Genomic DNA, 25,469 nt, shown 5'->3' on the forward strand with positions numbered 1-25,469 from the left:
AACGGATGTATAACCCCTTAACGGACATCCAGCCGATCGCACCACGTGAATCGGCTGGATGTCCGTTAAGGGGTGAGCGCGCGAGGACGCGCGGCCATCACGCGAACAGCGCCGCACCGTCCTTGACGACGATCAGCACCACGATCGCAAGTACCCACACCACGTCGACCATGAGATCGTAGTTGAGCCGGTAGTACGTACGCAGCCCGCGCGCACGCGACGGCAGCCCTTGCACGGTCACGGTCGCATGACTCAACGCCATGAACTGCACGGTCGTCGAGAACATGAGCGCGAGGCACCACGGGCACAGCGCATTGATCACGAACAGCGACTGCGATGTCAGCCAGTACGAATACGCGATCGCGGCGAGCCCGCCCAGCCACGTGCACGTCGCGAACCAACGCGGCACGGCCACGCGCGCCAAGCCGATCACCGCGATCGTCACGAACACCGATTCGGCGGCGATGCCGAAGAACGCGTTCGGATAGCTCAATCCGCCGAACTTGACGATCTCCGCCTGCCATGACTGCGCAACCGCCGAACAGGACAGCACGCTGTTGATGTCGCAGTCGAGGATCTGGTTGGGGTCGCGCGCGAGCTTGAGCGTTTCGGCCGACAGCACGAACGAGACGACCAGTGCCGCAGCGGACGCGACGAGCATGACCAGATACGTCCACGTCGCGGCATGCCGCCAGCCGCGCGGTTCGTCGGGCGCGCCGCCCGTCGTCTCCGCCTCGTCGATCAGTGGGGCGTTCGTCGTGTCCGTGGTTCGTTCGTTCGTCATCTCAGGATCCTTCCGCTCGTTGACGGCATGTCATACGGCATGGTTGTGGCTGAGTTCAGATTACGATGGTCGTATGACTCGTTTCGACATTCCTTCCGAACCGCCGCGTACGGGCTGGGACATCCACTGCCATACGGTGTTCTCCGATGGCACGGCGACGCCGGCCGCACTGGTCGATCTGGCCAAGGAAACCGGACTCGAGGGCGTGGGCATCTCCGACCACGACACGACCGCCGGATGGGTGGCCGCCGAAACCGCGGCGCGCCGGTGCGGCATGCCGCTGCTGCGCGGTACGGAGATCACCGCCGACGACGAGGGCGTTTCGGTGCACATGCTCGCCTTCCAGTACGATCCGCGCAGCCGGCACATCTGCGAGCTGTTCGAAACGACGCGCGCATCGCGGCTCAAGCGAGTGCGGCGTATGGTCGACCTGCTGTCCGAGGATTACCCGATCACATGGGAGAGCGTGCTGCGGCAGGTCAAGGAGGGGACGAAGACGACGGTCGGGCGGCCGCACATCGCCGACGCGCTCGTGGCGGCCGGTGTGTATCCGACCCGGTCCGACGCGTTCGCGGACGTGGTGAGCACATCGAGCAAATACTATATTCCGACGCCGTCGCCGAGCACGCACGAGGTGGTGCATGCCGTGGGCGAGGCCGGCGGCGTGACGATCATCGCGCACCCCGGCGATCTGAGCCGCAATCCGCGGCTGCTGTCGGACCGGCAGATCGAACGGCTGATCGGCGAAGGATTGGATGGTCTGGAGGTGTGGCATCGCGGCAATCCGCCCGAGCAGCGTGCGCGGCTGTTGGCGATCGCGCGCCGGCACGGGCTGCTGGTGACCGGCGGCTCCGACTGGCATGGCGCCGGCAAGCCGAACGTGCTGGGGGAGAACCTCACCGATGCGGCCACGGTGGCCGAGATCGTGCGACGTGGCGCGATTCCGCTGTGGCGGTGAGGCGCGCGGCCGCATACGCAAGAACGGGGACCGTCCTATCGACGGTCCCCGTTTGTCGTGCAGTGCGGCTTGTGACGAGTCCACCGCGCGATTCGCTGGTTTACAGCGCGCCGAATCCGACGGCGTGCTTGGTTTCCGAGCCGACGATCGCATAGCCGAGCGCGTCGGCCGGCACGATGATATGACGGCCCTTGTCGTCGGTCAGTTCGATCGGCTGATGGTCGGCGACCGCCTTGCCGATCACCGCGTTCACCTCGTCGGCGTTCTGCTCGGTGCTGAACGTGACGGTACGCGCCACGTTGCGGATGCCCAGTTCGATGTCCATGATGCTCCTTTTTCGTTAGATTGATCGTCGTCGGGCCGGCGACTGCCCGCCCGACGGTTGGTCATGATTGCCATTGTGCCAGCGATCGCGTCGCGGGGACGGTTCGCCGGCGTCCATTACGCTTTCGGCGTGCGATCGCCGGTATCGTCGTTGTCGTCGTGCGCCGGTTGGCTTGCCGGCTGATGTGCCGCCGCAACGGCCGGCTGACTGGTGGACGATACCGCCGATGTCGCCGATACGGCCGGCGCGGACGGATTCGTCGCCGGCCGTACGACCTGACCGGTGCCGGTCGTCAGCCCCTGTCGCAGCATGCGCGCGTGCGTCGCCGTCTCCAGTCCGAGCTGCGCGTCACGCAGCGCACGCTCCTCCTGCTCGAGCAGCGGGATCGCGATGGTCGGCGCCGCATCGACGCGCGGTTCGCTGTCGTTGGTGTCGTCGGCCAGCTCGTCGACGATGCCCTCGCTCATCACGCTGCCGGTGAGCGGATTGAACGCGATCGTCGCGGACGATACGGCGGCGTCCGCGTACGTGCCGGCGGCGTACGTCTGCGGACGCGTCGAACCGGTCGCCTGCGGTGCCGCGGCACGGGCGGCGGCACCGGCCACCACGTCGGCGGAGCCGGTGCGGTCCAAGTCACCGGTCGAATCGGACGGATCGGTGGACTCGACGCCGACCGGACGCTGCGCCGCACCGGCGGCACCCGCCGCGGCCGCCCGCCGGCGTTCGTTCTCGTTGAGCAGCGTGCCCACGGTGATCGTCGACGGAGGCTTCTGCCCGCTCGCCGCGGCGCCGGCGGCCTTCGGCTGGCCGGCCGCGGCCCCGGAACGCTGCTTGATGACGCCGAGCTGGTGCGCCAGCCGATCCACCTGCGCCTTGAACTGCATGATCTTCACGTTGTCGGCGCGGTTCAACGCCTGAATGAATTCGCCCACTTGCTCCATCTGCAGCCACAGATTGGCGCGCAGCATGATCAGATCATCCAACCGCGACCCCATCATGCGCCCGTAGGCGGCAAGCACCGCATTGCGATGCGATTCATCGAGCTTGGCGAAGATCCACGCCAGATCACGCGCCGGATCATTGACCTGCATGCGCTGCCAGTTGGAGATCGCGGTGATCGTCGAACCGGAGAACAGCACGTCGCCGTCCTCGAACCCGCCGTGCACGAAGCACGTGGAGAACGACCACAGCCCTTCCGTGCCGATGATCCGCTCCCAGCTGCCGGTGATTTCCGACGGAATATGGCCGGCCGCGCGCAGTCGTGTGATCCACGCCGTCAACTGCGCGTGGATCTGCCCGGTCGTGAACGCCGGCCAGCCGCCCGTCTGGGCGACGGACGCGGGCAGACGATGGATCGCGCCGATCGCCGTGCCGATCGCCGAACAGTCGTCCAACGTGAGCAGGTCGAGGTTGCGCGCCTGACCGTCCTGATGCGCGATGACCATCACCGCCTGCGTGCCGGTCGGGCCGTTCGCCTGCGAACCGTCGTTGAATGCCAACACCTGATCGAGCGCAATGCCGAGCCCGCCCGGTTCGCGGGCCTGCGCCAACGTGCCGGCCGCGCGCACACGGGCCGCGAGCCGCTTGCGGCCGGCCTCGCCGTCGGACGCGTACACGTCGTACAGACGGCCGGCGGAATCCTGCACCACGGCGAAATCAATGCCGTTCGCCGAATCCACGGCATTCGACGGCGTACCCGCGCGCACCCCGGCGACGACGATGTTCGGCATGACCGCGGAGGTGAGGGCCGCCAACTTGAGCTTGCTTCGATCAATCACAGTACTACCCTAATACATCCCGGGGCTCAACCAGGGTCGATCGTGCCGCAATTCGCACGGCAATACGGGCGATTTCCGCCGCCGACGCCTCCGCCGGCGCGCGCGGCGGGACGCCGAGGGGCAGAGCGCCTGCCACAATGGGCTCATGAACTCAACGGCGGACGACATTCTCCAAGGTCTGGACGAGGCGCAGCGCACGGCCGCGACCACCGTGCACGGCCCCGTGCGCATCATCGCGGGCGCGGGAGCCGGCAAGACGCGCACTGTCACGCGGCGCATCGCCTACGCCTGCGCCAGCGGGGCATGGGATCCGGCCGGCACGCTCGCCGTCACCTTCTCGGTCAAGGCCGCCGCGGAGATGCGTTCGCGACTTGGCCGGCTCGGCGTCGGCGATGCGGTGCGGGCCGCCACGTTCCACTCCGCCGCGCTCAGCCAGCTGCGGCACGTGTGGGAGGACATCTGTGACGCGCCGTTTCCGCACGTCGCTGACGATCAGGAACCGCGCCGACTCGTCGACACCGCGTTGCAGCGCGTCTGCGGTGGCGCGACAAACGGTGAGCCCGCGGATATGCTCACCGTGCGCGACGTGCAGGCCGAGATCAACTGGGCGAAGGTGTCGCTCATCGCTCCCGACGACTACCAGCGCGTCTGCGCCGCCACGCATCGCCGCCCGCCGGCCGGGCTCGACCCGCAGCGGTTCGCCGACGTCTATCTCGCGTACGAGCAGGAGAAGACCGCACGCGGGCTCATCGACTTCGACGACATCCTGCTCATCGCCTGCCATGTGCTCGACGAGTTCGACGAGGCCGCCGAGTCGATCCGCCGGTCGATCCGGTGGCTCACGGTCGACGAATACCAGGACGTCTCGCCGCTGCAGCACCGACTGATGACCCTGTGGCTGGACGATAACCGCAACGTGTGCGTCGTCGGCGACCCCGCGCAAACGATCTACTCGTTCGCCGGCGCCAGCAGTTATGATCTACTCGCTTTCGCCGACCAGTTCGGCAAGCCGGCAGCCGACGTGAGCCTCAACACCGACTATCGCTCGACGCCGCAGATCGTGGCGTATGCGAACCGGGTGCTCGCCAAGTCTCCGGTGCGGCAGGATTACCTGCGGTTGACGTCCGCGCGTCAGGACGGCGCGCGCGTCGCGCACACCGTATACGACACCGACGCCGACGAGGCGCGCGGCGTGGCCGGACGCCTCGCGCGGCTGGTGCGGCAGGGCGTCAATCCGGCGGACTGCGCGGTGCTGACCCGCATCAACGCGCAGCAGCGGGCGGTCTGCGCGGCGCTGCGCGAGGCGGGGCTGCGATATCGCGTGCGGCGTGACGCCGGATGGTCCGGCGCCGGGGCGGATCTGGCCGAGGACGCGGTGGCGCGGCAGGCGTTGATGGATGCGCTGGCGGCGGGGGAGCGGCCCGGGAGCGGCGGACGTGACGGTGCCGCCGGTGCCGGGGGCGTTGATGGTGACGGACACGGCGACGGTGCGGGTGCTGGTCGTGGTGCGGTTGCGGCGCTGGGTGCGGTGACCGTGTCGACCGTGCACGCCTCGAAGGGTCTGGAGTTCCGGCACGTGTTCGTGATCGGCTGTTCGGAAGGGTTGATGCCGTACGGTTCGCCGGCCGGTGGCGACGCGTTGGAGGAGGAGCGGCGGCTCATGTACGTGGCCGTGACCCGTGCCGAGGACAGCCTGCACATGTCGTACGCGCGTACCAAGGATGGCGCCGGCGGCCGTCCCCGCACCGTCAGCCGATTCCTGTGACTCCGCTCCACGGAGCCGTCCCGCCTACCCCAACGGACATACAGCCGAAAAAGTGGTCCGGATCGGCTGTATGTCCGTTGAGGGGAAGGCTGATTCCCAGAAGACCTTCCTCCTCTTTCCGGCTCACCATCCCTAACGGACATACAGCCGATTTCGACGGTGTTTTCGGCTGTATGTCCGTTGAAGGGGGATGAGGGATGAAGGGCGGGAACGGTCTGTTGAGGTATTGGTCCCCTCCCTTTAACGGACATACAGCCGATTTTCCTGCCCGAATCGGCTGTATGTCCGCTAAAAGGGGAGCAGGCATAGAAAAAGCCCCGACCTCCGATGGTCGGGGCTTTCATATCGCCCATAGGGGCCGCCGAGCGGAACCGCTTACTCGGTGACGGCCTTCTTCAGCAGGGAGCCGGCGGACAGCTTCACGCCGTAGGTGGCCGGGATCTCGATGGTCTCGCCAGTGCGCGGGTTGCGGCCGGTGCGGGCGGCGCGCTTGACACGCTCGGCAGAGAACAGGCCGGTCAGCTTCAGGCCCTCACCGGAGCGCATGGCCTCGATGAACACGTCCTGGAAGGCGTTGACAGCCGCCTCGGCCTGAGCCTTGGTCAGGTTGGACTTCTGGGCGATCTTCGAGACGAGATCAGACTTGTTGTATGCCATAAAGCATCCTTCTTGAGTCAGGGGATGGTCCTCCTAGGTCGAACCATCCACACGTTCATACTGAATAATAGCGCACGATCGGGCCAAATTCCGCATTTTTCAAGGGTTTTCGCGTGAATTTGTCCCGAAAGCGGTCATCGCGCGCATCCGGGGACCGACCGCATCGTCATCGCCGACCCCCCATCCCCGGCGATCAGATCAGCCCGCGACGGTCCAGCCATTTCATCGCGACGGCGCCCAACGGAATACGGATCCAGAAGAACACCACGCGGTACAGCAGCGTCGCCGACAACGCCACGCCCGCGGGCACGCCCATCGCGCCGAACGACACCGTCAACGCCGCTTCGACGCCGCCCAGACCGCCCGGCGTCGGCACCGAAGAACCGACCGCATTGGCGATCATGAAGATGAAGAACGTCTCGATCGGATTGGTCATCTGGCCGAACGCCAGCAGCGCCGCCCAGAATCCCAGACCGGTCGCCACGTTGAGCACCAGCATGCCCGCGATGCTCGGCAGCAGCTTCACCGGATCGGACAGGATGTCGACCAGCTGCCGCGCATACGTCTTCACCAGCGGCAGCACGGTGCGCGCGACGAAATGCCGCACCGGCGGAATCATCATCGCCACGGCCAGCAGCATCAGCGCCACGCCCAGCACCACGATCAGCGTGTTCGTCGGAATCATGCTGCTCAACGCGTCGCTGCCGGTGAACAGACCCACCGCCAGCGTCAGCAGCACGGTGCCCGCGTAATACACCACCAGCACGGCACCCATGATCGCGGTCGCCGCCGTGTTGCGATACCCGCTTTTACGCAGGAACTGCAGGTTCACGAACGCCGGACCGACGCCGGCCGGCATCGACACCATCGCGAAGCTCTGCGCCACCTGCGACATGAACACGCCCGCGGGATCGCGCCGGTCGCGGTCCACGAACGCACCCAGTTCGAGCGCCGATCCGAGCCATGCGACCAGACCGAGCAGCAGACAGACGGCCGCCATCATCGGATTCGCGTTGCGCACCGCCGCGATCGCCTCGTCCGGTTTGAGCTGCGTGAACATCACCGACACCGCGACCACGAGCAGCGCCAGACCAACGAACGAGCGCAGGCTGAACCGCGACAACGTCACCGGTTCGATCGTCTCGGCCGTGTCCTCCGGCACCAGGTCGCGCAGCCGGGCGCGCAGATCGTCCAGCACATGGCCGTTCCACCCGTCCAACGCGCGGGTGGCCTTCGGCACGGCGGTCTTCTGGACGAACGGGATCAGCCCGGCCAGCGTGTCGGCGCCCCATACGAGCCGGCCCGCCGCCACCGCCCGTTCGGTGCCGATCAGCGCGGACAGCAATGCCAGCAGCTGCACCTGATCGAGCGCGACATTTGCGGCCGTGCTCGCGTCGTCGCCGTTCTGCCATCCGGCGATGATCGGCGTGCCGGACTCCAGCCGCGCCAGCGCGTCCGGCGTGATGCGCCGGTGCGTGTACCCGCGGCGGTTCGCCACCGACAGGAACCGCATGAGCGCGATGGCGTCGTCGTCGGTGAGCGTGTTGAGATTGCATTCGTGCATGATGTCGCTGCCCTGCAGCACGAGGATCGATGACTCGCCGGTGTCGGCCACGCCGTAGACGCGCGGCGTCGGCAGCCCGCAGTTCTTCAGCCCCAGGATCATCGCCATGTGATGCTGCGTCGCCTCGCGCGGCGAACGGTCGCGGCGCATGGACACGCCGGTGAACCGGATCCACTGCCACAGCTGGCGCATGTAGCCGGCGGTGTGCAGTTGGCTGTCGAGCACGGAGATCACGAAATGACGGCCGCGGTCGTCCTCGGCGTCGTAACGGCGCGACCGTTCGACCAGATCGTCGTCGAGCACTGCACGGGGCGTCGCGCCGGACGCGTCGGCGTCGCGGTCGATCTGGCGTGACAGGTGTGTCAGATGCAGATCGATGCCCGCCAACGCCTGCGTGAGTTCGGTGCCCCACGCGCCCTGGTTCTTCGTGCCGACCGCGAACCGCAGCAGCATGCCGATCAGACGGCCGACGGCGAACGACACCAGCACGCCGGACACGGAGTTGATCGACAGCAGCACCAGTAGCGCGGCCACGGTGTACAGGATGTTCCAGCCCCATTTGACGGTGGAGCGCGTGCGGCGCGGGCCCGCGGCGGTCAGCAGCGCCGCCGCCCCCGCATAGAAGTCCGGCAGCAGACTGGAGCCGGTCCAGCTGTTGGGCGAGCTCAGCGCCGCGATCAGCGTGGCGTCGCCGAAATGCGACATGGCCAATGAAATGCCCCAGACCGCGCCCAGCGAACCGAACATCGCCAGCACCGACAGCGCGGCCTGCATCCACGCGCGATTCAGCAGCAGCTGCGCGACCACCATCACCACGATCGACACAATGGCCAGCTGCTGCAGCAGCGTGGTCGGCAGGTCGACCATCCAGTTGAGCGCCTGCCCGGCGGTATGCGCGTCCGTCTCCACGCCGGTGGTGATGCCGCGCAGATACATGGCCGACAGCATGGCGACCGCCGCAAGGATGACGGCGGCGCCGGCCCGCAGCAGATCGCCGACGTCGTGGATGCGTTTCGGCGGCACGTCGTCGATGATCGGCATGCCGGACGGCCGTGTCCGCTCGTCCGCGGAGATCGGCCGGTCCGGGTGGATCGGGGACGGCGACGGAATATCGTGCGTAGAACGCGATTCCGCCGGCGAGCCGGTGTGCTCGTCGGCGGAATCGGTCGCATGTTTCTGATCGGTCATCAGAACCCTTCGCGATTGACTACATCAGTGCGTCGGTTGCACGCCGGCCCATCCGGCCGCCACGCAACCGACCGTCCGGTCAGCGATCGAAGTCGACCAGCTTGCTCGCGACGCCCGTGTACGTGGCCGGGGTGAGCGCCTTGAGGCGCGCCGCGGTCTGCGGGTCGAAGGACTGCTGGTCGATGAACGCCTCGACCTGCTCCTTGTTGATCTCGTGGCCGCGCATAAGCTCCTTGACCTTCTCGTACGGCTTGTCCATGCCGGGCAGGCCGCGCAGCTCGCAGGCGCGCATGGCGGTCTGGATCGGCTCGCCGAGCACCTCCCAGTTCTCGTCGAGCTCGCGTGAGATCACGTGGTCGTTCGGGTGAATGGACTTCAGACCGCCCATCAGGTTGTACAGGGCCAGCTGCGAGTAGCCGAGCGCGGAGCCGATGTTGCGCTGCGTGGTCGAATCGGTCAGATCGCGCTGCCAACGGGACTCCACGAGCGTGGCCGACAGGGTGTCGAGCAGCGAGCAGGAGATCTCGAAGTTCGCCTCCGCGTTCTCGAAACGGATCGGGTTGACCTTGTGCGGCATCGTGGACGAACCGGTGGCGCCCTTGACCGGCACCTGCGCGAACACGCCACGGGAGATGTACATCCACACGTCCACGCACAGGTTGTGCATGATACGGTTCGCGTGGGAAACCGTGCTGTACAGCTCGGCCTGCCAGTCGTGGGATTCGATCTGCGTGGTCAGCGGGTTCCAGGTCAGCCCCATGCGGTTGGTGACGAACTCGCGGGAGACGGCGATCCAGTCGACGTCCGGGCAGGCGGCCAGATGTGCGCCGAACGTGCCGGTCGCGCCATTGATCTTGCCCAGATATTCCTGGGCCTCGATGTGCTTGAGCTGGCGGTTGAGACGGTAGACATACACCGCGAGCTCCTTGCCGAGTGTGGTCGGCGTGGCCGGCTGACCGTGGGTGAGGCTCAGCAGCGGCATATCACGGTATTCGTTTGCTTTTTCGGCCAGATGGTCGATGATCTCCTTGAATGCCGGAGTCCACACGTGTTCCATTGCGTTCTTCACGCAACGGGCGATCGACAGGTTGTTGATGTCCTCGGACGTGCAAGCGAAGTGCACAAGGGTCTTCAGAGCGTCGTTGATGTTGGTGAGCTCTTCCGGAGCTTTGTCGATCTGGTCGTCGATGTAGTATTCCACGGCCTTCACGTCGTGGTGGGTGACGGCCTCATGCGCGGCGTGCTGCTTGATGCCCTCAGCGCCGAAGTCCTCGGGGATCGCGCGCAGGAACGCCTTCTCGGCCTCGGTGAACGGCTTGACACCGTCAACGATCGGCTGGTTGCCGTTGCCATCGAAGCCGTTGGCCAGCAGGATCATCCATTCAACCTCGACGCGCATGCGCTCGCGGTTCAGGGCCGGCTCGCTCAGGTATTCAACGAGCGGGGCGGTGGCGTTGTGATAACGACCGTCGAGCGGGGTCAATGCGATTGCGGGGGAAATATCAGTAAGCTTCATGGATTCTAGGGTACTTCCAGCCGTGAACCGGGCGCGGCACGGTGTCGGTGCGCCCGTTATGGACGTTTCCGCCGGCGGCTTCGGCAATACCGTACGGATGGACGCCGTCAGCGTACGTTTCTGCCGGAGACGTCAGCAACAACGTACGTTGATGACGTCCATTCGTACGTTTTCGCAGGGAACGTCAGCAGAAACGTACATGAAGCGGCCGCCAATGTACGGTATTGCAGGATCGTCTGCGAAAACGTACGGTAAGGAGTCGTTAATGTACGTTTTTGCAGACGGCTTCGGCGACAACGTACCGTGCTCGGGGCGCGGTACTGTGGAACGGTGCGGAAGGAGGGCGACATGGGCGCACGGATACTGGTGATCGAGGACGATGCGGACATCAACGAGGTGACGTGCACGCAGCTCGTGCGTTCCGGGTTCGACTGCACGGCCGCGTATTCCGGTTCCGAGGCGCGGCTGTTGCTGGAACGCGGGACGGCGGAGCCGTCGGATGACCACGGCGAGGCCGAGTGCGGCTTCGACTGCATCGTCACCGATCTTATGCTGCCCGGCATGAGCGGCGAGCGGCTGATTACGATGCTGCGCGAGCGCGGAGCCGGCGTGCCGATCATCGTGATCTCCGCGCGCGACACTGTCGCCGACCGTGTCGCGGTGCTGGGACTCGGCGCCGACGACTACCTTGTCAAACCGTTCGATCTGGACGAACTCGTCGTCCGCGTCCAGGCGCAGCTGCGCGGTCGCGGATACGGCCGCACCGCGTCGTCTACTATCCCCGCGACCGGAACCGCAGCGGGATCCACACAACCCGTGCTCACCGCCGGCCGCTGGACGCTCGATCCGACCGCCCGCACCTTCGCCATCGATCACGAGTCGGTGAGCCTCACCAACACCGAATTCGCCATCGTCGAACTGCTGATGGCCCACCCGCACACGGTCTTCACGAAACAGCAGGTCTACGAACTGTGCTGGAACGAACCGTACATGGTCGACGACAACACCGTCACCGCGCATGTGAGCAAGATCCGCGCCAAACTCAAGCCCTCCGGCACCGACATGTACATCAGAACCGTCTGGGGACTCGGTTTCAAACTCGATGCGTGATCGCGCGACGTACGGCATGCGCGAACCGTCACTGAGTGCGCGCAATCGGCGCGCGTGCGCGTACGCAGTGACGATTCGGGCGGTTCCATCATCACTGCGTACGCGCGGCCGTCGTGATCGCGCGCACGCAGTGACGGTTCCGGAACCGCCGCATACCCGGCCGTCATACTTTCGCAAGACTTTCGCGAGACTTCCGTACGACGTATGCGACGGTTGCGCAAGAACCGCTTCGTACAGTGGGACCCGTCACCACAACCTTACGAGAAAGGAACGGCCATGGATGCGATTCGTGCGCGGGCGCTGTCCAAAACCTACGCCGGCAACCGCGTGGTCGACGATCTCGACATGACCGTGCCGCAGGGCGCGATCTACGGGTTCGTCGGCAAGAACGGCGCCGGCAAATCCACCGTCATGAAGATGATCGCCGGACTGACCACGCCCGGCGGCGGCGAGATCACACTGTTCGGCAATGCGTCCGGCGAAAACGGCGACGTGCCCGGCGACGTGCGGCGCGTCGGCGCATTGATCGAAAACCCCGGCCTGCTGCCGCACCTGAGCGCGTTCGACACGATGATGGCGCAGGCGCTCGCCCTCGGCGTCGCCGACCCGAAACCCGTCTGCCGTGCGCTGCTTGAGCAGGTCGGCCTCGGCAACGTCGGCCGCAAGAAGACCGGCGGCTTCTCGCTCGGCATGAAACAGCGGCTCGGACTGGCACTCGCCCTCGTCGGCGGACCGGACCTGCTGCTGCTCGACGAGCCGCTCAACGGCCTCGACCCGGACGGTGCGCGCACCATGCGCAACTACCTCGTCCGGCTCAACCAACAGCGTGGCATCACCATCGTCATCAGCTCGCATGTCCTCGACCAGCTCGAACGCATGTGCACCCACTACGGCGTCATCGCACACGGCCACATGGTGCGCGAGATGACCGCCGAACAGGCGCAGGCCGAATGCGGCGACAGCCTCACCGTGCGCACCGCCGACACTGCGGCCGCGCTCGCGATCCTCGAAGACCGGCTGCCGAGCGACCCGGCCGATCCGGTGCGCTTCGCCGCCGAACCGGACGGTTCGATCACCATCGCCGGCGGTTTCGACGCGGCCGAGGTCTCGCGGCTGCTGCACGACACGAACCAGACCGTCCTCGAACTCGCCGCGAAATCGCGCGACATGGAGGACTATTTCGTCGCCCTCATGGACGACACCCGCACGGAAGGGAGCCGATGATGTTCAACCTGTTGCGATCCGACCTGTACCGCCTTGTCCACGGCCGCAAATTCTGGGTCGTCACCGCGTCGGTCGTCCTGCTGACCGCCGGCCTGCTCACCACGCTGATGCTGCTCGGCGCCGCCACCGGAGCCGCACAGACCGACACCGACGGCGTCACCGTCACGGCCAACGCCACATCCGGATTGGCGGCGTCCGCACGCATGATGGACTCGCACACCGCGATGCTGTCCAGCTCGGGGATGGGCGGCGGCTCCATGCTGGCCATGTTCGTCGCGGTGCTTGCCGTGCTCGTCGTGATGGACGACTGGGATGCCGGCTTCGTCAAGAACCTGCTCGCCGGCCGACGCAGCCGGATGGTCTACGCCGCCGACCGGCTGCTGCTGTCGGCGCTGCTGACCGCATGGAACGTGGCCGTGGCGATCGCCTCGCTGGAACTGACGTGCCTGGCGCTCGGCGTCCGGTTCCGCCACGCGGAAAGCCTCGGCACCTATCTGGCGTTCTGCGGGCTGAAGACGCTGGGCGTGATCACGTTCGTGATGGTCGCCGTCGCGTTGGCGATGATCGCACGCAGCAAGGCGTTCGGCGTCGCCGCCGCGGTGCTCGTCGGTGCGGGCGTCATGGGATCGCTGCTGAACATCGTCCTGTCGATGATCGCCGCGTATGCGCCGTGGGTCGGTCGGCTGACGCCATGGCTGCCCTCGAACACCGTGAAGCTGTACGCCGACGGCGCCGGCCTGTTCGCCACGACGGCCGGCGGCGTGTCGCTCGGCATGCCGGTCTGGGCGCACGCGCTGATCTGCTTCGTCGGCTGGATCGTCCTGTCCGTCGGTGCGACACTGCTCGTCAATCGCCGTCGCGACGTGTGCTGACAATCGATGCCATGATGATGGTGGGACTGCTGGTCGGCCTGATCGCGGGAATCGTGATCGGGGCGGCCGTGTACGGGCGCGAGATGCGGCGGATGGCGCGGTTCCTGCGTGAACGGCCGGCCGGGAGCAACGCGCGGCTGACCGTGCGGTTGCCGGGCGGGGCGAGCCGTGAACTGGCGCGTGCGATCAACGCGCAGCTGGACGCGATCCAGTCCGAGCGGATCGCCGCGATGACCAAGACGCAAGAGTTCCAGCGGGACCTGTCGTCGCTCGCACATGACGTGCGCACGCCGCTCATGGGCGCGCAGGGGCATATCCAGCTCGCCATGACGGAGGATCTGCCTGCGGACGACGAACGACATCTGACGGCGGCGCTGCAACGATTGGACGACGTGCGCGGGCTGCTCGACCAGCTGTTCGCCTATGCGCGGGCGAACGATCCCGACCGCACGCTCGACCTCGAGCCGGTCGCCGTACAGCCGCTCGTGGCCGAGGTGCTCGTCGGCCATTACCCCGAATTCGAGGAGCGCGGCTGGGAGCCGGCCGTCGATTTCGCTGACGAACGCTTCATGCTGGAGGCCGATCGGACCGCGTTGCGGCGCATCGTCGACAACCTCGTCACCAACGCGCTGCGTCACGGCGACGGGGCGCCGACGATCCGCCAGCGCGGCGACGCGATCGTCTTCGCCAATCCGGTCAGCGACGAGGCCGCCGCGGCCATCGACCCGAATCGGTTGTTCGACCGGTTCTATCAGGCCGACGACACGCGTGGCACGCGCGGCTCGGGCCTTGGTCTCGCTGTTGCCCAATCCCTTGCCCGTGCCATGCGTCTGCGTCTGACCGCCACCCTCGAGCACAGCCCGGGCGCGGGTGCCGTGCTGGCGCTGTCGCTCGCCGCGGATCAGACGAACGCTGTCTGAAACGTTTTGCCCATCGCCGCGGCGAGTCGGGTCAGCGTGAAGATCGTCGGCGAAGCCTCGCCATGCTCGATGTTGATGATCGTGCTTTTCGCCACGCCGCTCTGCTGTGACAGGGCGTCCATGCTCATGCCGACTTCGTCCCGGGCATTGGCAAGTTGGATTCCCACCGTCATTTGGGCCATATAGCCGTTGATGAGTTCGGCCATCTCGGGATCCTGCATGGCTTCATCGAACATGTCGTCAAATGATTGCGTCGGCATCGTGTTCCTCCTGATATCGATCCATGATGTGATGCGCGGTGTTGAGCTCTCGTTTCGGCGTCTTTTGCGTTTTCTTGGTGAAACCGTGGGTGATGACGCACATATCGCCTTGGATGAAGAAGAACGGAGCGCGTTGGATGTTGCTTCCGAATTGCGAACGGATCTCCCATATGTCGGCGTCGAGCTTTTTCACCCAGCCCTGCTGGAGCGCAATGCCGATCCCGAACAGTTCGATGTTTCTGATGGTGGCGTAGACCTTGGCGCGATCGTTACGTCTGAGTCCGCCCATCCATTCCACGAATGGCGACGTTCCCTCCTTGGTCTGGTAATACCGGAATTTCGGCATGACGTTCCTTCCGTAATGGTAGTGAATTCACTACCGAATGTCAATGATGTGGGTGATGGGTCATTCGCCATCACCGAGGGCGTCCATGTCAATGCGACGCTCCGACGGGGCGGTGGTGACGCCGGCGTGCATCATGCGGCCGCGATAGTAGCGGGTTTCCTCCAGTTCGCCGTCGATGACCTGCCGGAAATGCCGCTCGTGCTCGATCACGGCCGGGGAACCGAGATCGGTGGCGTTCTGATAGGCCGCCTGATGGTATTTGAGCCAGTGGGTGATCTCCTTGCCGTCCGCGGCGTCGCGGACCTCCGCGGCCCGGTAGCCACGTTGCCATGAGGACGCGGTGTCGCCGGGCGTGCACGAACCGTCGGCATTGACCGTGTCGATCGACGATCCGGCCGTCTGCGTCGCGTATCCGTGTATGGTCAGCCAGTTGTCGGTCGACGGATTCGACGCGCCGTCGAGCGCGGCGACCAGTTCGTCGTCGATCTCGATGCTCGTCACCCATGTCGATGACGGAATCGGATGGTTGGCGACCGGCGATCCGGCCGTCACGACATGCTCGATGGTGTAGTCGTCGCACATGTCCGCCGCGATCGCCGCAGCCACGATGCCGCCCTGCGAATGGCCGATCAACGCGACCGGCTCATCACTGCCGATACCGGCCTGCCGCATCGCTTCGACGACCATGCGCGCGCTGTCCGCGTTCATGCGGCGCGTCGGGCTGTCGCTCATCAGCTCCACGTTCTGCGGCCAGCCGAACGGCGAATCGTCCTGCCCGTCCGTACCGGGGATCGTCACCAGCCAGCCGACCGTGCCGTCCGCCCGTCGGTATCGTTGGATCGCGATCGTCGCGTAATCCAAACCGCTGCCCAGATCGACCTTGCCGAGCCGTTCCTCGGCCAGACGGCGCAGATGCTCCAACGACTGCGCTACCGATGCGGATTCGCCGACCACGGCCACGTCGGTCGTCACCTCCTCGACATGCAGCTCGGTGCCTTGGACGAGCCCGTGCAACGGTGCGCTGACGCCGGCGATCCGTTCGGCGGCGGCATTCACCTCATCGGTACGCAACAGGCTGCGGATCGGCCCGATACCGGCGATGGCACTGGCCGCGGCACCCAGTAGCCCCTCCTGCGCGCGGGCCGACGATGTCAACCCCCACACGGGATTGAACCGTCTCTCTACCGCCGAACCGAACAGCATGCCACCGCCGGTCAGTGCGCCCGCGCCGATGGCCGTATAGGCCGGCGCCGCCATGCCGACGCTCTGCAGCAGTTCGGTCATCAGCCGCGTCATCCGCGATTCCGAAGTCTCGTACAGCGCGTGCGCACGGATCAGCAACGCCGCCAGATCGGACAGATCGTCGCCGATCGACCGGCATGCGCGCGCATGGTCGGTGCATCGTTGGATGAGTTGGCCGTAGGGGAGCGTGGCATGGCCGTTGCCGTTCGCGTATTCCGACGCGAGTGTGGGGCACAGCGGGACGCTGACCCGATGGCGGCTGAGCTGGAGCGCGGCGGTGGACCATGCGATCGAGGCGGTGCGCCAGCTTGCGGCCGCATCGTCGAGCATCCGTGCGACGGCGGTGTACTCTTCACGCGTCGCCGCGTTGTGCCGTCGGCCGCCGGATATGGTGGAGGTGACCTGCCAGCCCATCATGCACCGCCGATCCAGGTGAGTCGTTCGGTGGCCGCGACGTCGTTTTCGAGTTGCCGTGCGGCGTCGACGCAGCGGACGAGTCGCTGGCGGAACAGGACGGCCGCGTTGCCGTCCCAGGAGATCGTCGCGGACCGGATGTGTGCGGCGGCGGTCCGATCGACGACGGTGCGTACGGCCCGGGACTGGACCGCGACGAGATCACGGCTTGCGGCGGTCATGGCGTGGCACGCGCAGGAGTACGGGGACGGATAGACGGGTGCGCCGAAGTATGACGTGGGCGATGCGACGTCGAACGGCGAGGACGGGGTGGCGAAGGGAGAGGATGACGTGGGGAAGGTTGCGGTGTTCATGATTCCATGCAACCGGAGCGACATGGCGGGTGTCCAGCGCGAACGGGGTATGTGGTCGAACGGTATCGGTTATCCACACCCCGGCGTGTCGTCCACAATCCACGTGCATAACCGGTCGTTTCCCCGCCCGGGCCCACACTCCTCAACGGACATCCAGCCGAAAAATCACGCGAATCGGCTGGTTGTCCGTTAAGGGGGATGGGCAAAAGTTCCGAAGGTGTTCCAGGATTTTCGCAGCCGCACCCCTTACGGACATCCAGCCGAAAAGGGAGCCCGAATCGGCTGGATGTCCGTTGAGGATGAGGCCGGAATGGCAATAGCCGTCCCGCAAGACTCACAGTCCTACTTCTTTACGGACATACAGCCGATTCGGGCTCCCTTTTCGGCTGGATGTCCGTCACTACCACGGCTTGGAGGTGTTGCCGGTGTTGTTGGTGACGGTGGAGTCGTCGGTCTGATCGTTGGTGTCGGCATCGGTCGTCGATTGGCCGTTCGTCTTGAGCAGCTCCTCCACCTGCCGTCGCTGTTCGTCGGTGAGGCCGCCATCGTTCGTGGCGCCGTCCGATGATGAGGACGACTGTTCCGATTGGCTGGACTGCCCCGACGACGAGGACGACTGCTGTTTCGATGCCTGTTGTTCGTCGAGCTTGTGCTTGATCAGCTGCGTGAGCTTGCCGGAGACCGCCATATTGTCGCCGATCGCCTTGCGCAGGGACGGCAGCAGCACGGCGTCGGCCGCGCCGGCATCCGCGAACTGTGCGTCGGTCTGCGCCTGCAGGGTGTCGAGTTTCGCATAATCCGGCGCATCGCCGTTCACCGCGGCGATGTTCGCGGTCAGACTGGCCGTCGCCCGGTTGAACGTGGACGCCGCGCGCAGATTCACCGCCGCGAGCATCGCTACGACCAGCGCGACGGCCGCGATGACGCCGAGCACGATGCGCAGCGGCAGTCCGGCGCGCGCCCGTACGCCGCGGCCACGGCCGGCGGTATCGCCCGCATTGCGTGCGTCGCGTCGCCCCTCGCCGTGCACCGCGCCCCGCGTCGTTGTCTGCACGTCGTCGATCATCCGCGTCCCTCGTCGTCCCGTCTTCACAGCAGCCTCCTTGACATCGCGATCCACGCGCCCAGCTCCCACGCCAGCAATCCCAGCACGGCCGCGGCCAACGGCCACACCACCGGCGTGACGCGCGTGCGCCGTTTCACCGTGCGCATCACCTGCCATTGCGTCGATGCCTGCTTCGACACGCCGGCGGCCATGGTGTCGTGCGCGTCGACATGCAGATACGTGCCGCTGATCTCGTCCGCGATCGCCCGCAGCGTCGTCTCGTCCAGCTTCGACACGCCCGCCTTGCCGGTGTCGGGATCGACCACCCACGAACCGGAGCCACTGCCGGAACCGTCGCCGGATGTGCCGTCGCGGATCACCGGGATCCTGCCGCCCGCCGTCGAGCCGACACCGACCGTGAACCCGTCGTTCAGATACTTGCGCAGCGTCGAATACGATCGCCGTGTCACGTCGCTCGTCTGTTCGCCGTCGCTGATGAGATACAGGATGATCGCATCGTCCGGCCGCGACTCGCGGATCGTCTTGAGATTGAGCAGCAGTTGGTCGAGCGGCGCGTCGAGGCTCGAACCGGACGATGTGGACGTCGATTCGACGGCCAGCGTATCCGCCCAGTTGCCGATCGCGTTGGCGTCCGGCGTCAACGGCACATCCACCGTGGCCGACGCGCCGAACCGCAGGCCGAGGAAACTCGCATCGGGATACAGCGCCGTGATGTCCGAAACCGCCGACCGTGCCGCATCGAGGCGGCTGACCGTCGCGTCGGAACCGTAGTGCGCGTCCGACACGGCCATCGATCCGGTCACGTCGACCGCGATCACCACGTCGGTCGCGTTCACGGCGCGACTGTCGGTGGACGACGTGACGCTCGGCGTGAGGATCATCAGCGCGACCAACAGACACAATACGGCGCGGCGTACGCAGGCCGCAGCCGTTTCGTCGCTGGCGCCGCGGCGACGCACGTGCAGCACGACGCCGCACACGGCCAGCGCGGCCATCGCCACGGCCAGCACGATGCCGGCCGGCCAGCCGAGCGCGGGGGAGAAGGTGAAGCCGGTCACGTCGGCCGGCAGTATGGATGACGACATATGCCATGTTCCGGTCATCGGCGCAACCTCCAAGCCATGATCATCCAACCGGCGATCAGCACCGCCAACGCGAGCGCCCACCAGCCCGGCGCGTCCGTCACCGCGGCCCGCACCGCCTGCTCGCCGACGGCCTGCCGCCGCCGGTCGATCTCGCGCACCAGTCCGTCGACGCTGCCGCCGTCGGACTGCGTGAGGAACATGCCGCCATACCGTTCGATCAGCCGCCGCATGTCGACGGTGGTCGTCTCCGATTCGCTCGACTTCGGCCCGGAGAACAGGCCGTCGACCGTGATGCCCGCGCCGGACACCAGCTTCAGCGCAGCGTCGAGCGTATACGTCGGATCGCCGGACACCACGTTGTCGGTGGCGAGCACGATCGACGCGGCACGCTGCCGTTCGCCGTCCGTGCCGTCCGCCGACCCGTAGGCAAACCCGGGCAGCATCGCGGCGCAGCTGACCACGCCGTCGCCGATCAGCGACGTCGCGTCCTTGCGGTTCTGCGTGCCGTCGAGCCAATCCGAGATCCGCTGGTACTGCCTGTCGCTCATCTTGTCGATATCGTCCTGCGTTTCGACGCCCTTGAGCGTCGTCGCGGCGTCATTGAGCTCGCGTTCGACCAGATCGTAGTCGTCGGTGAGCGGGAAGACCGTACGCGACGTCGAATTGAAGATGCTCAGGCCGATGCGTTCGCCTTGGAACCGCGAGACGAGATCGAGATATGTTTCGATCACCTCGCGGTCGTACGGCAATGTGGAACCGGACACGTCGAGGCACAGCACGATGTCGCGCCGGCTGGAACGCTCCTCGCTCTGATCCACCGTGGACGGACGGGCCACGAGCGCGACGCACAACACGGTCGCTGCCGCCAGCAACGCCACGGCGCACCGGTTCAGCACGCGCCAACGGCGCAGCATCCGCGCCGCATGTTCAGTGGCGAAATCATCGTCCAACGAGAACACCGGCGCGGCGTCGTCCTCCGACCGCCGTGCGCCGCCGGACCACACCGCGACGACCAGCACGACGGCCACCGCGCACAGCGCGCCCGCCGCCGCGGCCCACGGCCACTGCCACGACAGGGTCTGCCATGAGGATGCGGCCATCGTCATCGTCTCCACCTTTCCACCAGATTCGACACCCAACCGGCCGCCTCGTCCACGTCGATCGCGCCGGCATGGGCGTCCCGCGCGGCATCCGCGAACTCGGCCGGATACAGGGCTTCGATCGTCTGCCGCAGCAGATCGAGACCCGCACGGTTGCCGGGCGTGCGCGGCAGCATCGACAGGTCGCGCAACGTGCTGGCATCCAGACGTTCGCCGGTCGCCTGCGTGGCGAACCGACGGGTCAGCCGCGCCAGTTCGACGAACGCCGACTCGCGGTCCAGCGTGCCGGCATGGTACCGGTCGACGACGTCGTTGATCAGCGTGCGCCAACGGTCGGCCGACGCGGTCTCGCCATGCGCGCCATGATGGACGGCGGCATGCGTGACGCGACGCGGCCTCGACAGGACGACGACGAGCGCGATCGCCGCGACGGCCGTAACCACGGCCACGATGATCGCGATGACCAGCGGCGTCGCCAGCGCGACGGGACCGGTCGGCGTCAGATCGAATACGGATGCGGACAGTATGCTTGTCGGATTCATCGCACGCCTCCGGAACCGGCATCGGATGCGCCCGGCGTCTCGGCCATCGCCGGCGTCGACGATCCGGCCTGCATCTGGTGATATGCGGACGACACCGAGGCCAGCGACACCAGCCGCACGAACTCGTCGAACATCGCCGCGCTGGAATCCGCGCGGATCATCCGCGAACCGCACCGGTTGAGTTCGGTACGCAACGCGGACGCGACGAACTCGCGATGCGTCCGCACCTGCTGCGCGGACACGGCGTCGCGTAGGAACGCGGGCAGACGACGGCCGTTCACGCCGTCGACCGCCGCATGCGGGCCGACCGCGAACGGATTGAGCGTCGCCACGTCGATGAGCACGAGCGGATGCGTGCGCGCGATCCGGCCGATCGCCGCCACATGCCGCTTGGACAGGGCATGTTCGTCGGTGGCGAGCACAACCAGCGCATCGCGGTCGCGGATGCGCCGCGCATACGCCAACAGCGCGTCGATGTTGCGCTCATGATGCCATTCACGTTCCAACGCCCGGTCGAGCGTGCGCTCGAACTGGCCGAACCCGCCGTTGAACGGAATGCGCGTGATGCTTGCCGCATCGCCGAACACCAGCGAAATATCGTCGGACCGGCGTAGCGACAATGCCGCGAACATGCGCAGCGCGTTCGCGGCGACCTCATACGCACGCTCGCCGCGGCCGCAGGCCCCCGTCATCTGCCGTCCCACGTCCAACAGCAGCCAGACGCGGCTCGTGGCGCGCCGTTCGCGGTTCACCACCATCGGCCGGCCCATGCGCGCGCTCGACTTCCAATCGATCAGACGGGCCTCGTCGCCGGGCTCGTAGGCGTGGATGTCCATCACGTCGTCCCCGCCGCCGCGACGGCCGGACGCATGCTCGCCCTCCAGCAGGCCCAACGCCCGACGTACCGTGGGCAGACTCAGCGACGTGCCCAGCGCCTCGATCCTGCGGCGTACGGCGTCGCCGCTCGTCGCGTCCGCGCCGTGTGCGTTAGTCATGCCGCGAGTGCCGGTGCTGGTCATGCCGTGCGTGCCGGTGCCGTCCGTGCGATGCGTACCATCGGCTCCGATCATGGAACGGGAACCGCCTTGACGATCGAATCGACCACCTGATCGGCGGTCACGCCGTCCGCCAACGCCTCGAACGTGAGGATGATACGGTGGCGCAGCACCTCGAACGCGAACGCCTTGACATCCTCCGGCACCACATAGTCGCGGCCGGCCAGCAGCGCGTTCGCCTGACCGATGCGCATCAGCGCGATCGACGCGCGCGGGCTCGCGCCAAGCCGCACCAGCTGCGCCAGTCCCTTGACCGGCCGGGAGCCGGCGCCGCGCGACGTGGCCGCGATATCGACCGCATACCGCATGATCGCATCCGACACGTGCACGCGCTTGGCCGCCGCGCGCAGGAACTCTACGTCGCGGATCGAGATCACGTCGGCACCCAGCGCGGTCGTATCCAACGTGTCCGAGCCGCGGCGGGTGAGCATCGCCAGCATGCGGGCCTCCTCGTCCGCGCTCGGATAGGTCATCACCGCCTTCATCATGAACCGGTCCATCTGCGCCTCGGGCAGGTTGAACGTGCCCTCCTCCTCGATGGGGTTCTGCGTGGCGATCACCATGAACGGCTTGGGCAGCGCGATGCGCTCGCCACCGATCGTCGTCGCGCCCTCGGCCATCGCCTCGAGCATTGCCGACTGGGTTTTCGCGTTGGACCGGTTGATCTCGTCGAGCAGCACGAAATTGGCGTGGATCGGGCCGATCTGCGTGGAGAAGCGCTGCGTGGCGAAGTCGAACACCTGCGTGCCCACCAGATCGGACGGCATGAGATCAGGCGTGCATTGGACGCGTTTGAACGTGCCGGACACGGATGTGGCCAGCGTCTGCGCCGCCGTGGTCTTCGCCAGACCCGGCACCGATTCGATGAGGATATGGCCGCCGGCCACCAGCGTGGTGATCAGCGATTCGCGCAGATTGTCCTGGCCGACCAGCGTGGAGGCGAACCGCGTGCGGATGCGGTTCGCCAGTTCGCGCGCGCGGGCCGTGTCGTCGGCCGGCAGTGGCGCGGTCGCGACGGGCTGCTGCGGTGCCGCCGGGACCGGTTGCGGGGGAAGATTCGGTTGCATGGGGAATAAAGGCATGCGCCCTACTGTAACCGCTGTGGCTGAGATTACGCCGACGGCAGCGGTCCTGCGATTGCGGTCACGCTGCGCGTGCGTTCTGTTGGCTCGCCTGTCGGCTCGCACGCTGCCTACGAACGGCTCTACCGTTCGCCTGACGGCAGCGGTCCTGCGATTGCGGTCACGCTGCGCGTGCGTTCTGTTGGCTCGCCTGTCGGCTCGCACGCTGCCTACGAACAGCTCTACTGTTCGCTTGACGGCAGCGTCCAATCGACCGGCTCGGCGCCCATGGCGACGAGGGCGGCGTTGGCGCGCGAGAACGGCTTCGATCCGAAGAATCCCCGCGAGGCGGACAGCGGGCTTGGGTGCGGCGATTTGATGATCACCGCGTTCGTCAACAGCGGCTCGAGGCTCTGCGCGTTGCGGCCCCACAGGATCGCCACCAGCGGCTTCGGCTTGCCGTCGGCGTCGGTGCGGGCGTTGAGCGCGCGGATCGCCTCCTCGGTGATCTTCTCCCAGCCCTTGCCCTGATGGCTGTTCGGGCGGCCCACACCCACCGTCAGACATCTGTTGAGCAGCATCACGCCGCGTTCGGTCCACGGGGTCAGATCGCCGTTGGCCGGCATCGGCACGCCGAGATCGTCCACGAGTTCCTTGTAGATGTTGATCAGGCTTTTCGGCAGCGGACGCACGTTCGGCGCCACGCAGAAGCTCAGTCCCACCGGGTGGCCGGGCGTCGGGTAGGGATCCTGTCCGACGATAAGCACCTTGATCGAGTCGAAAGGAATGGTGAAAGCGCGCAGGATGTTGCGGCTCGCCGGCAGGTAGGGCCGCCCGGCGGCCAGTTCGGCGCGCAGAAAGTCGCCCATGCGGTGCACGTCGGGTTCGACCGGCGCGAGCGCCTGCGCCCAACCGGCCTCGACGAGCGCGGATAGCGGTTTGATATGCGATGCGTCCATACGGGCTACTGTAGGCGGACCGTCGGAACGTCGCGGGAACGGGCCGGCGCGGCCGCGTGGCGCGCCCCGGTGCGCGGCTTGGGGCAAGGTGCGGTTAGACTCGTGCATAGTTTGACGGAAGGGCCGATATGACGAAACACGATGTGAACACCTACGATTCGTACGCGCGCGACCTGTTCGACGAGCCGCCGGCCGGTCCGGTCGGCGTGCATCGCGGTCCCCGTTCCGTCGGCGCCCGTGCGTTGCCGTACGTCGTCGTCCTGATCATCGCGCTGGTCGCCGGTGCGCTGGTTTGGAGCCTGATGACCGGCGAGTTCTCGAAGATCACCGGTCTGGGCGGCACCTCCGCGAATACGGCGCAGACCAGCGGCACGTCGTCCGATACGACGAAGGACGATACGGCGACGAACGGCACGTCGTCCGACGACTCGCCGAAGTCTGACGCGACAAACGATGCGTCGTCGGATACGAATGACGATGCGAAGACGAACGGCGACCAGTCCTCCGACTCGACGCAGTCGAACGATCAGTCGAACCAGTCCGATCAGTCGAACGACCAGTCCGATCAGAGCTCGCAGGTCAACAAGGCCACGTCCGTGCGCGTCGTGAACGCGGCCGGCATCAACGGCTACGCGGCGCAGAAGAAGGCGGTGCTCGACGCCGCCGGCTACACCGCCGTGCAGGCGGCGAACCCGACGACCTCCACGCTGCCGACCAGTACCGTCGTGTGGTACCAGAACGAAAGCGACAAGGCTACTGCCGAGGATGTGGCCGCCGCGCTCGGCATCACCGACGTGCAGCAGACCACCGGCCTCGACGTGCCCGTCGTGGTGGTGCTCGTCAACTGACCGGTCGGTCGGTCCGGCGGCCGATCAAGGGCCATATCTTCCCGTTCGCGCAACTATGCGCGCATTCGTCCCGTGCGTCGCTACAATGGTAGAGTCGCAAGGCTGGGGGAGTGCGATTTGTGCTGTGTGTGTTCCCATAATGTCTGCGGCGTTCGAATGTCCAAAGAAAGAATGGTTATGGCACACGGAACCGTGAAGTTCTTCAACGCCGGCAAGGGCTACGGCTTCATCAACCCGGATGATGGTGGCGATGATGTTTTCGTCCATTATTCGGTGATTCAGGCCGATGGCTTCAAGACGTTGGAGGAAGGGGAGAAGGTCGAGTACGAGGCCGAGCATGGCCCCAAGGGCATGCAGGCCACCAGGGTGATCAAGCTGTAGGGATCATCGTCGACATCGAATCCTTGCAAGGCCCCGGACGGAACGCCGTCCGGGGCCTTTTTCATGCCATGAGCGCAATCGCCGCGCACACGGTTG

25 protein-coding genes are annotated in these 25,469 nt (G+C 66.4%); 8 read left to right on the forward strand and 17 right to left on the reverse strand.

The genetic code is table 11. From position 1 onward, the window contains the following. Positions 1 to 97: 97 nt before the first annotated feature. The gene (locus DSM100688_RS06730; RefSeq protein ID WP_152358373.1) at positions 98 to 784 is read right to left on the reverse strand and encodes a vitamin K epoxide reductase family protein; all 687 of its coding nucleotides are present in this window, start codon (positions 782 to 784) and stop codon (positions 98 to 100) included. A gap of 73 nt (positions 785 to 857) precedes the next feature. Here DSM100688_RS06730 and DSM100688_RS06735 point away from each other — a divergent pair, with 73 nt between their 5' ends. After that, positions 858 to 1,742: a PHP domain-containing protein gene (locus DSM100688_RS06735; RefSeq protein WP_152358374.1), complete on the forward strand. Its 885-nt coding sequence runs from the start codon at positions 858 to 860 to the stop codon at positions 1,740 to 1,742. Between the two features lie 100 nt (positions 1,743 to 1,842). Here DSM100688_RS06735 and DSM100688_RS06740 read toward each other — a convergent pair whose 3' ends face one another. Beyond that, positions 1,843 to 2,067: a DUF3107 domain-containing protein gene (locus tag DSM100688_RS06740; protein WP_152358375.1), complete on the reverse strand. Its 225-nt coding sequence runs from the start codon at positions 2,065 to 2,067 to the stop codon at positions 1,843 to 1,845. Between the two features lie 116 nt (positions 2,068 to 2,183). Further along, positions 2,184 to 3,842 (reverse strand): phosphotransferase, encoded by a 1,659-nt coding sequence (locus DSM100688_RS06745; RefSeq protein ID WP_420837491.1) that lies wholly within the window; start codon positions 3,840 to 3,842, stop codon positions 2,184 to 2,186. A gap of 148 nt (positions 3,843 to 3,990) precedes the next feature. Between DSM100688_RS06745 and DSM100688_RS06750 the strand changes: the two genes are divergently transcribed. Next, positions 3,991 to 5,610, forward strand: a complete 1,620-nt coding sequence (locus tag DSM100688_RS06750; protein WP_152358376.1) for an ATP-dependent helicase — start codon at positions 3,991 to 3,993, stop codon at positions 5,608 to 5,610. 375 nt (positions 5,611 to 5,985) lie between these two features. On the opposite strand, the gene DSM100688_RS06755 is transcribed toward DSM100688_RS06750, so the two are convergent. The 3 genes from DSM100688_RS06755 to purB form a co-directional block, all read right to left on the reverse strand. Beyond that, positions 5,986 to 6,267, reverse strand: a complete 282-nt coding sequence (locus DSM100688_RS06755; RefSeq protein WP_152358377.1) for an HU family DNA-binding protein — start codon at positions 6,265 to 6,267, stop codon at positions 5,986 to 5,988. Between the two features lie 193 nt (positions 6,268 to 6,460). Beyond that, positions 6,461 to 8,872 (reverse strand): lysylphosphatidylglycerol synthase transmembrane domain-containing protein, encoded by a 2,412-nt coding sequence (locus DSM100688_RS06760; RefSeq protein ID WP_239519323.1) that lies wholly within the window; start codon positions 8,870 to 8,872, stop codon positions 6,461 to 6,463. Positions 8,873 to 9,098: 226 nt separating this feature from the next. Beyond that, positions 9,099 to 10,535, reverse strand: a complete 1,437-nt coding sequence (gene purB, locus DSM100688_RS06765; protein ID WP_152358379.1) for an adenylosuccinate lyase — start codon at positions 10,533 to 10,535, stop codon at positions 9,099 to 9,101. A gap of 348 nt (positions 10,536 to 10,883) precedes the next feature. On the opposite strand from purB, the gene DSM100688_RS06770 reads away from it, so the two are divergent. From DSM100688_RS06770 to DSM100688_RS06785, 4 genes are all read left to right on the forward strand, one after another. After that, complete coding sequence (locus tag DSM100688_RS06770) at positions 10,884 to 11,645, forward strand: response regulator transcription factor (RefSeq protein ID WP_152358380.1); 762 nt, start codon at positions 10,884 to 10,886, stop codon at positions 11,643 to 11,645. Positions 11,646 to 11,921: 276 nt separating this feature from the next. Beyond that, the gene (locus DSM100688_RS06775) at positions 11,922 to 12,869 is read left to right on the forward strand and encodes an ATP-binding cassette domain-containing protein (RefSeq protein WP_152358381.1); all 948 of its coding nucleotides are present in this window, start codon (positions 11,922 to 11,924) and stop codon (positions 12,867 to 12,869) included. Next, complete coding sequence (locus tag DSM100688_RS06780) at positions 12,866 to 13,741, forward strand: ABC transporter permease subunit (RefSeq protein WP_152358382.1); 876 nt, start codon at positions 12,866 to 12,868, stop codon at positions 13,739 to 13,741. The genes DSM100688_RS06775 and DSM100688_RS06780 overlap by 4 nt, the downstream gene beginning before the upstream one ends. 11 nt (positions 13,742 to 13,752) lie before the next feature. Beyond that, positions 13,753 to 14,661: a sensor histidine kinase gene (locus DSM100688_RS06785; RefSeq protein WP_152358383.1), complete on the forward strand. Its 909-nt coding sequence runs from the start codon at positions 13,753 to 13,755 to the stop codon at positions 14,659 to 14,661. Here the strand turns inward: DSM100688_RS06785 and DSM100688_RS06790 are convergent. The 11 genes from DSM100688_RS06790 to DSM100688_RS06840 all read right to left on the reverse strand — a co-directional run bounded on the left by DSM100688_RS06790 (position 14,643) and on the right by DSM100688_RS06840 (position 24,144). Beyond that, positions 14,643 to 14,921: a helix-turn-helix domain-containing protein gene (locus DSM100688_RS06790; RefSeq protein ID WP_152358384.1), complete on the reverse strand. Its 279-nt coding sequence runs from the start codon at positions 14,919 to 14,921 to the stop codon at positions 14,643 to 14,645. The genes DSM100688_RS06785 and DSM100688_RS06790 overlap by 19 nt on opposite strands. After that, a complete protein-coding gene (locus tag DSM100688_RS06795; protein ID WP_152358385.1) occupies positions 14,902 to 15,267 on the reverse strand; it encodes a type II toxin-antitoxin system RelE/ParE family toxin in 366 nt (121 codons plus the stop codon). Before DSM100688_RS06795 ends, DSM100688_RS06790 begins: the two co-directional genes overlap by 20 nt. Positions 15,268 to 15,327: 60 nt before the next feature. Next, complete coding sequence (locus tag DSM100688_RS06800) at positions 15,328 to 16,923, reverse strand: PGAP1-like alpha/beta domain-containing protein (protein WP_152358434.1); 1,596 nt, start codon at positions 16,921 to 16,923, stop codon at positions 15,328 to 15,330. Next, the gene (locus DSM100688_RS06805; protein ID WP_152358386.1) at positions 16,923 to 17,276 is read right to left on the reverse strand and encodes a hypothetical protein; all 354 of its coding nucleotides are present in this window, start codon (positions 17,274 to 17,276) and stop codon (positions 16,923 to 16,925) included. The genes DSM100688_RS06800 and DSM100688_RS06805 overlap by 1 nt, the downstream gene beginning before the upstream one ends. A 400-nt stretch (positions 17,277 to 17,676) precedes the next feature. Further along, positions 17,677 to 18,369, reverse strand: a complete 693-nt coding sequence (locus DSM100688_RS06810; RefSeq protein ID WP_152358387.1) for a DUF6466 family protein — start codon at positions 18,367 to 18,369, stop codon at positions 17,677 to 17,679. Continuing rightward, positions 18,366 to 19,400, reverse strand: a complete 1,035-nt coding sequence (locus DSM100688_RS06815) for a vWA domain-containing protein (protein ID WP_152358435.1) — start codon at positions 19,398 to 19,400, stop codon at positions 18,366 to 18,368. Before DSM100688_RS06815 ends, DSM100688_RS06810 begins: the two co-directional genes overlap by 4 nt. A gap of 41 nt (positions 19,401 to 19,441) precedes the next feature. Further along, positions 19,442 to 20,527, reverse strand: coding sequence for a vWA domain-containing protein (locus DSM100688_RS06820; protein WP_152358436.1), 1,086 nt, complete (start codon positions 20,525 to 20,527; stop codon positions 19,442 to 19,444). A 2-nt stretch (positions 20,528 to 20,529) separates the two neighbouring features. Next, on the reverse strand, positions 20,530 to 21,069 hold the full coding sequence (locus DSM100688_RS06825; RefSeq protein ID WP_152358388.1) for a hypothetical protein: 540 nt from the start codon (positions 21,067 to 21,069) through the stop codon (positions 20,530 to 20,532). Further along, positions 21,066 to 22,064: a DUF58 domain-containing protein gene (locus DSM100688_RS06830; RefSeq protein WP_152358437.1), complete on the reverse strand. Its 999-nt coding sequence runs from the start codon at positions 22,062 to 22,064 to the stop codon at positions 21,066 to 21,068. Before DSM100688_RS06830 ends, DSM100688_RS06825 begins: the two co-directional genes overlap by 4 nt. Positions 22,065 to 22,135: 71 nt before the next feature. Continuing rightward, complete coding sequence (locus DSM100688_RS06835) at positions 22,136 to 23,206, reverse strand: AAA family ATPase (protein ID WP_152358389.1); 1,071 nt, start codon at positions 23,204 to 23,206, stop codon at positions 22,136 to 22,138. Positions 23,207 to 23,427: 221 nt separating this feature from the next. Beyond that, a complete protein-coding gene (locus DSM100688_RS06840; protein ID WP_152358390.1) occupies positions 23,428 to 24,144 on the reverse strand; it encodes a uracil-DNA glycosylase in 717 nt (238 codons plus the stop codon). Positions 24,145 to 24,272: 128 nt separating this feature from the next. On the opposite strand from DSM100688_RS06840, the gene DSM100688_RS06845 reads away from it, so the two are divergent. Both DSM100688_RS06845 and DSM100688_RS06850 read left to right on the forward strand, forming a co-directional pair. Next, positions 24,273 to 24,992: a LytR C-terminal domain-containing protein gene (locus DSM100688_RS06845; protein ID WP_152358391.1), complete on the forward strand. Its 720-nt coding sequence runs from the start codon at positions 24,273 to 24,275 to the stop codon at positions 24,990 to 24,992. A gap of 177 nt (positions 24,993 to 25,169) precedes the next feature. Then, the gene (locus DSM100688_RS06850; RefSeq protein ID WP_152358392.1) at positions 25,170 to 25,373 is read left to right on the forward strand and encodes a cold-shock protein; all 204 of its coding nucleotides are present in this window, start codon (positions 25,170 to 25,172) and stop codon (positions 25,371 to 25,373) included. Positions 25,374 to 25,469: the final 96 nt, after the last annotated feature.

The organism is Bifidobacterium ramosum, from assembly GCF_009299505.1.
Lineage (GTDB): Bacteria > Actinomycetota > Actinomycetes > Actinomycetales > Bifidobacteriaceae > Bifidobacterium > Bifidobacterium ramosum.

Coding starts and splice junctions, on each gene's coding strand:
- DSM100688_RS06845 (WP_152358391.1), top strand. CDS start 24,273: ATGACGAAACACGATGTGAACACCTACGATTCGTACGCGCGCGACCTG.
- DSM100688_RS06760 (WP_239519323.1), bottom strand. CDS start 8,872: ATGCCGATCATCGACGACGTGCCGCCGAAACGCATCCACGACGTCGGC.
- DSM100688_RS06785 (WP_152358383.1), top strand. CDS start 13,753: ATGATGATGGTGGGACTGCTGGTCGGCCTGATCGCGGGAATCGTGATC.
- DSM100688_RS06790 (WP_152358384.1), bottom strand. CDS start 14,921: ATGCCGACGCAATCATTTGACGACATGTTCGATGAAGCCATGCAGGAT.
- DSM100688_RS06840 (WP_152358390.1), bottom strand. CDS start 24,144: ATGGACGCATCGCATATCAAACCGCTATCCGCGCTCGTCGAGGCCGGT.
- DSM100688_RS06755 (WP_152358377.1), bottom strand. CDS start 6,267: ATGGCATACAACAAGTCTGATCTCGTCTCGAAGATCGCCCAGAAGTCC.
- DSM100688_RS06730 (WP_152358373.1), bottom strand. CDS start 784: ATGACGAACGAACGAACCACGGACACGACGAACGCCCCACTGATCGAC.
- DSM100688_RS06770 (WP_152358380.1), top strand. CDS start 10,884: ATGGGCGCACGGATACTGGTGATCGAGGACGATGCGGACATCAACGAG.
- DSM100688_RS06850 (WP_152358392.1), top strand. CDS start 25,170: ATGGCACACGGAACCGTGAAGTTCTTCAACGCCGGCAAGGGCTACGGC.
- DSM100688_RS06775 (WP_152358381.1), top strand. CDS start 11,922: ATGGATGCGATTCGTGCGCGGGCGCTGTCCAAAACCTACGCCGGCAAC.
- DSM100688_RS06820 (WP_152358436.1), bottom strand. CDS start 20,527: ATGGCCGCATCCTCATGGCAGACCCTGTCGTGGCAGTGGCCGTGGGCC.
- DSM100688_RS06780 (WP_152358382.1), top strand. CDS start 12,866: ATGATGTTCAACCTGTTGCGATCCGACCTGTACCGCCTTGTCCACGGC.
- purB (WP_152358379.1), bottom strand. CDS start 10,535: ATGAAGCTTACTGATATTTCCCCCGCAATCGCATTGACCCCGCTCGAC.
- DSM100688_RS06830 (WP_152358437.1), bottom strand. CDS start 22,064: ATGACTAACGCACACGGCGCGGACGCGACGAGCGGCGACGCCGTACGC.
- DSM100688_RS06835 (WP_152358389.1), bottom strand. CDS start 23,206: ATGCCTTTATTCCCCATGCAACCGAATCTTCCCCCGCAACCGGTCCCG.
- DSM100688_RS06735 (WP_152358374.1), top strand. CDS start 858: ATGACTCGTTTCGACATTCCTTCCGAACCGCCGCGTACGGGCTGGGAC.
- DSM100688_RS06800 (WP_152358434.1), bottom strand. CDS start 16,923: ATGGGCTGGCAGGTCACCTCCACCATATCCGGCGGCCGACGGCACAAC.
- DSM100688_RS06805 (WP_152358386.1), bottom strand. CDS start 17,276: ATGAACACCGCAACCTTCCCCACGTCATCCTCTCCCTTCGCCACCCCG.
- DSM100688_RS06795 (WP_152358385.1), bottom strand. CDS start 15,267: ATGCCGAAATTCCGGTATTACCAGACCAAGGAGGGAACGTCGCCATTC.
- DSM100688_RS06750 (WP_152358376.1), top strand. CDS start 3,991: ATGAACTCAACGGCGGACGACATTCTCCAAGGTCTGGACGAGGCGCAG.
- DSM100688_RS06740 (WP_152358375.1), bottom strand. CDS start 2,067: ATGGACATCGAACTGGGCATCCGCAACGTGGCGCGTACCGTCACGTTC.
- DSM100688_RS06825 (WP_152358388.1), bottom strand. CDS start 21,069: ATGAATCCGACAAGCATACTGTCCGCATCCGTATTCGATCTGACGCCG.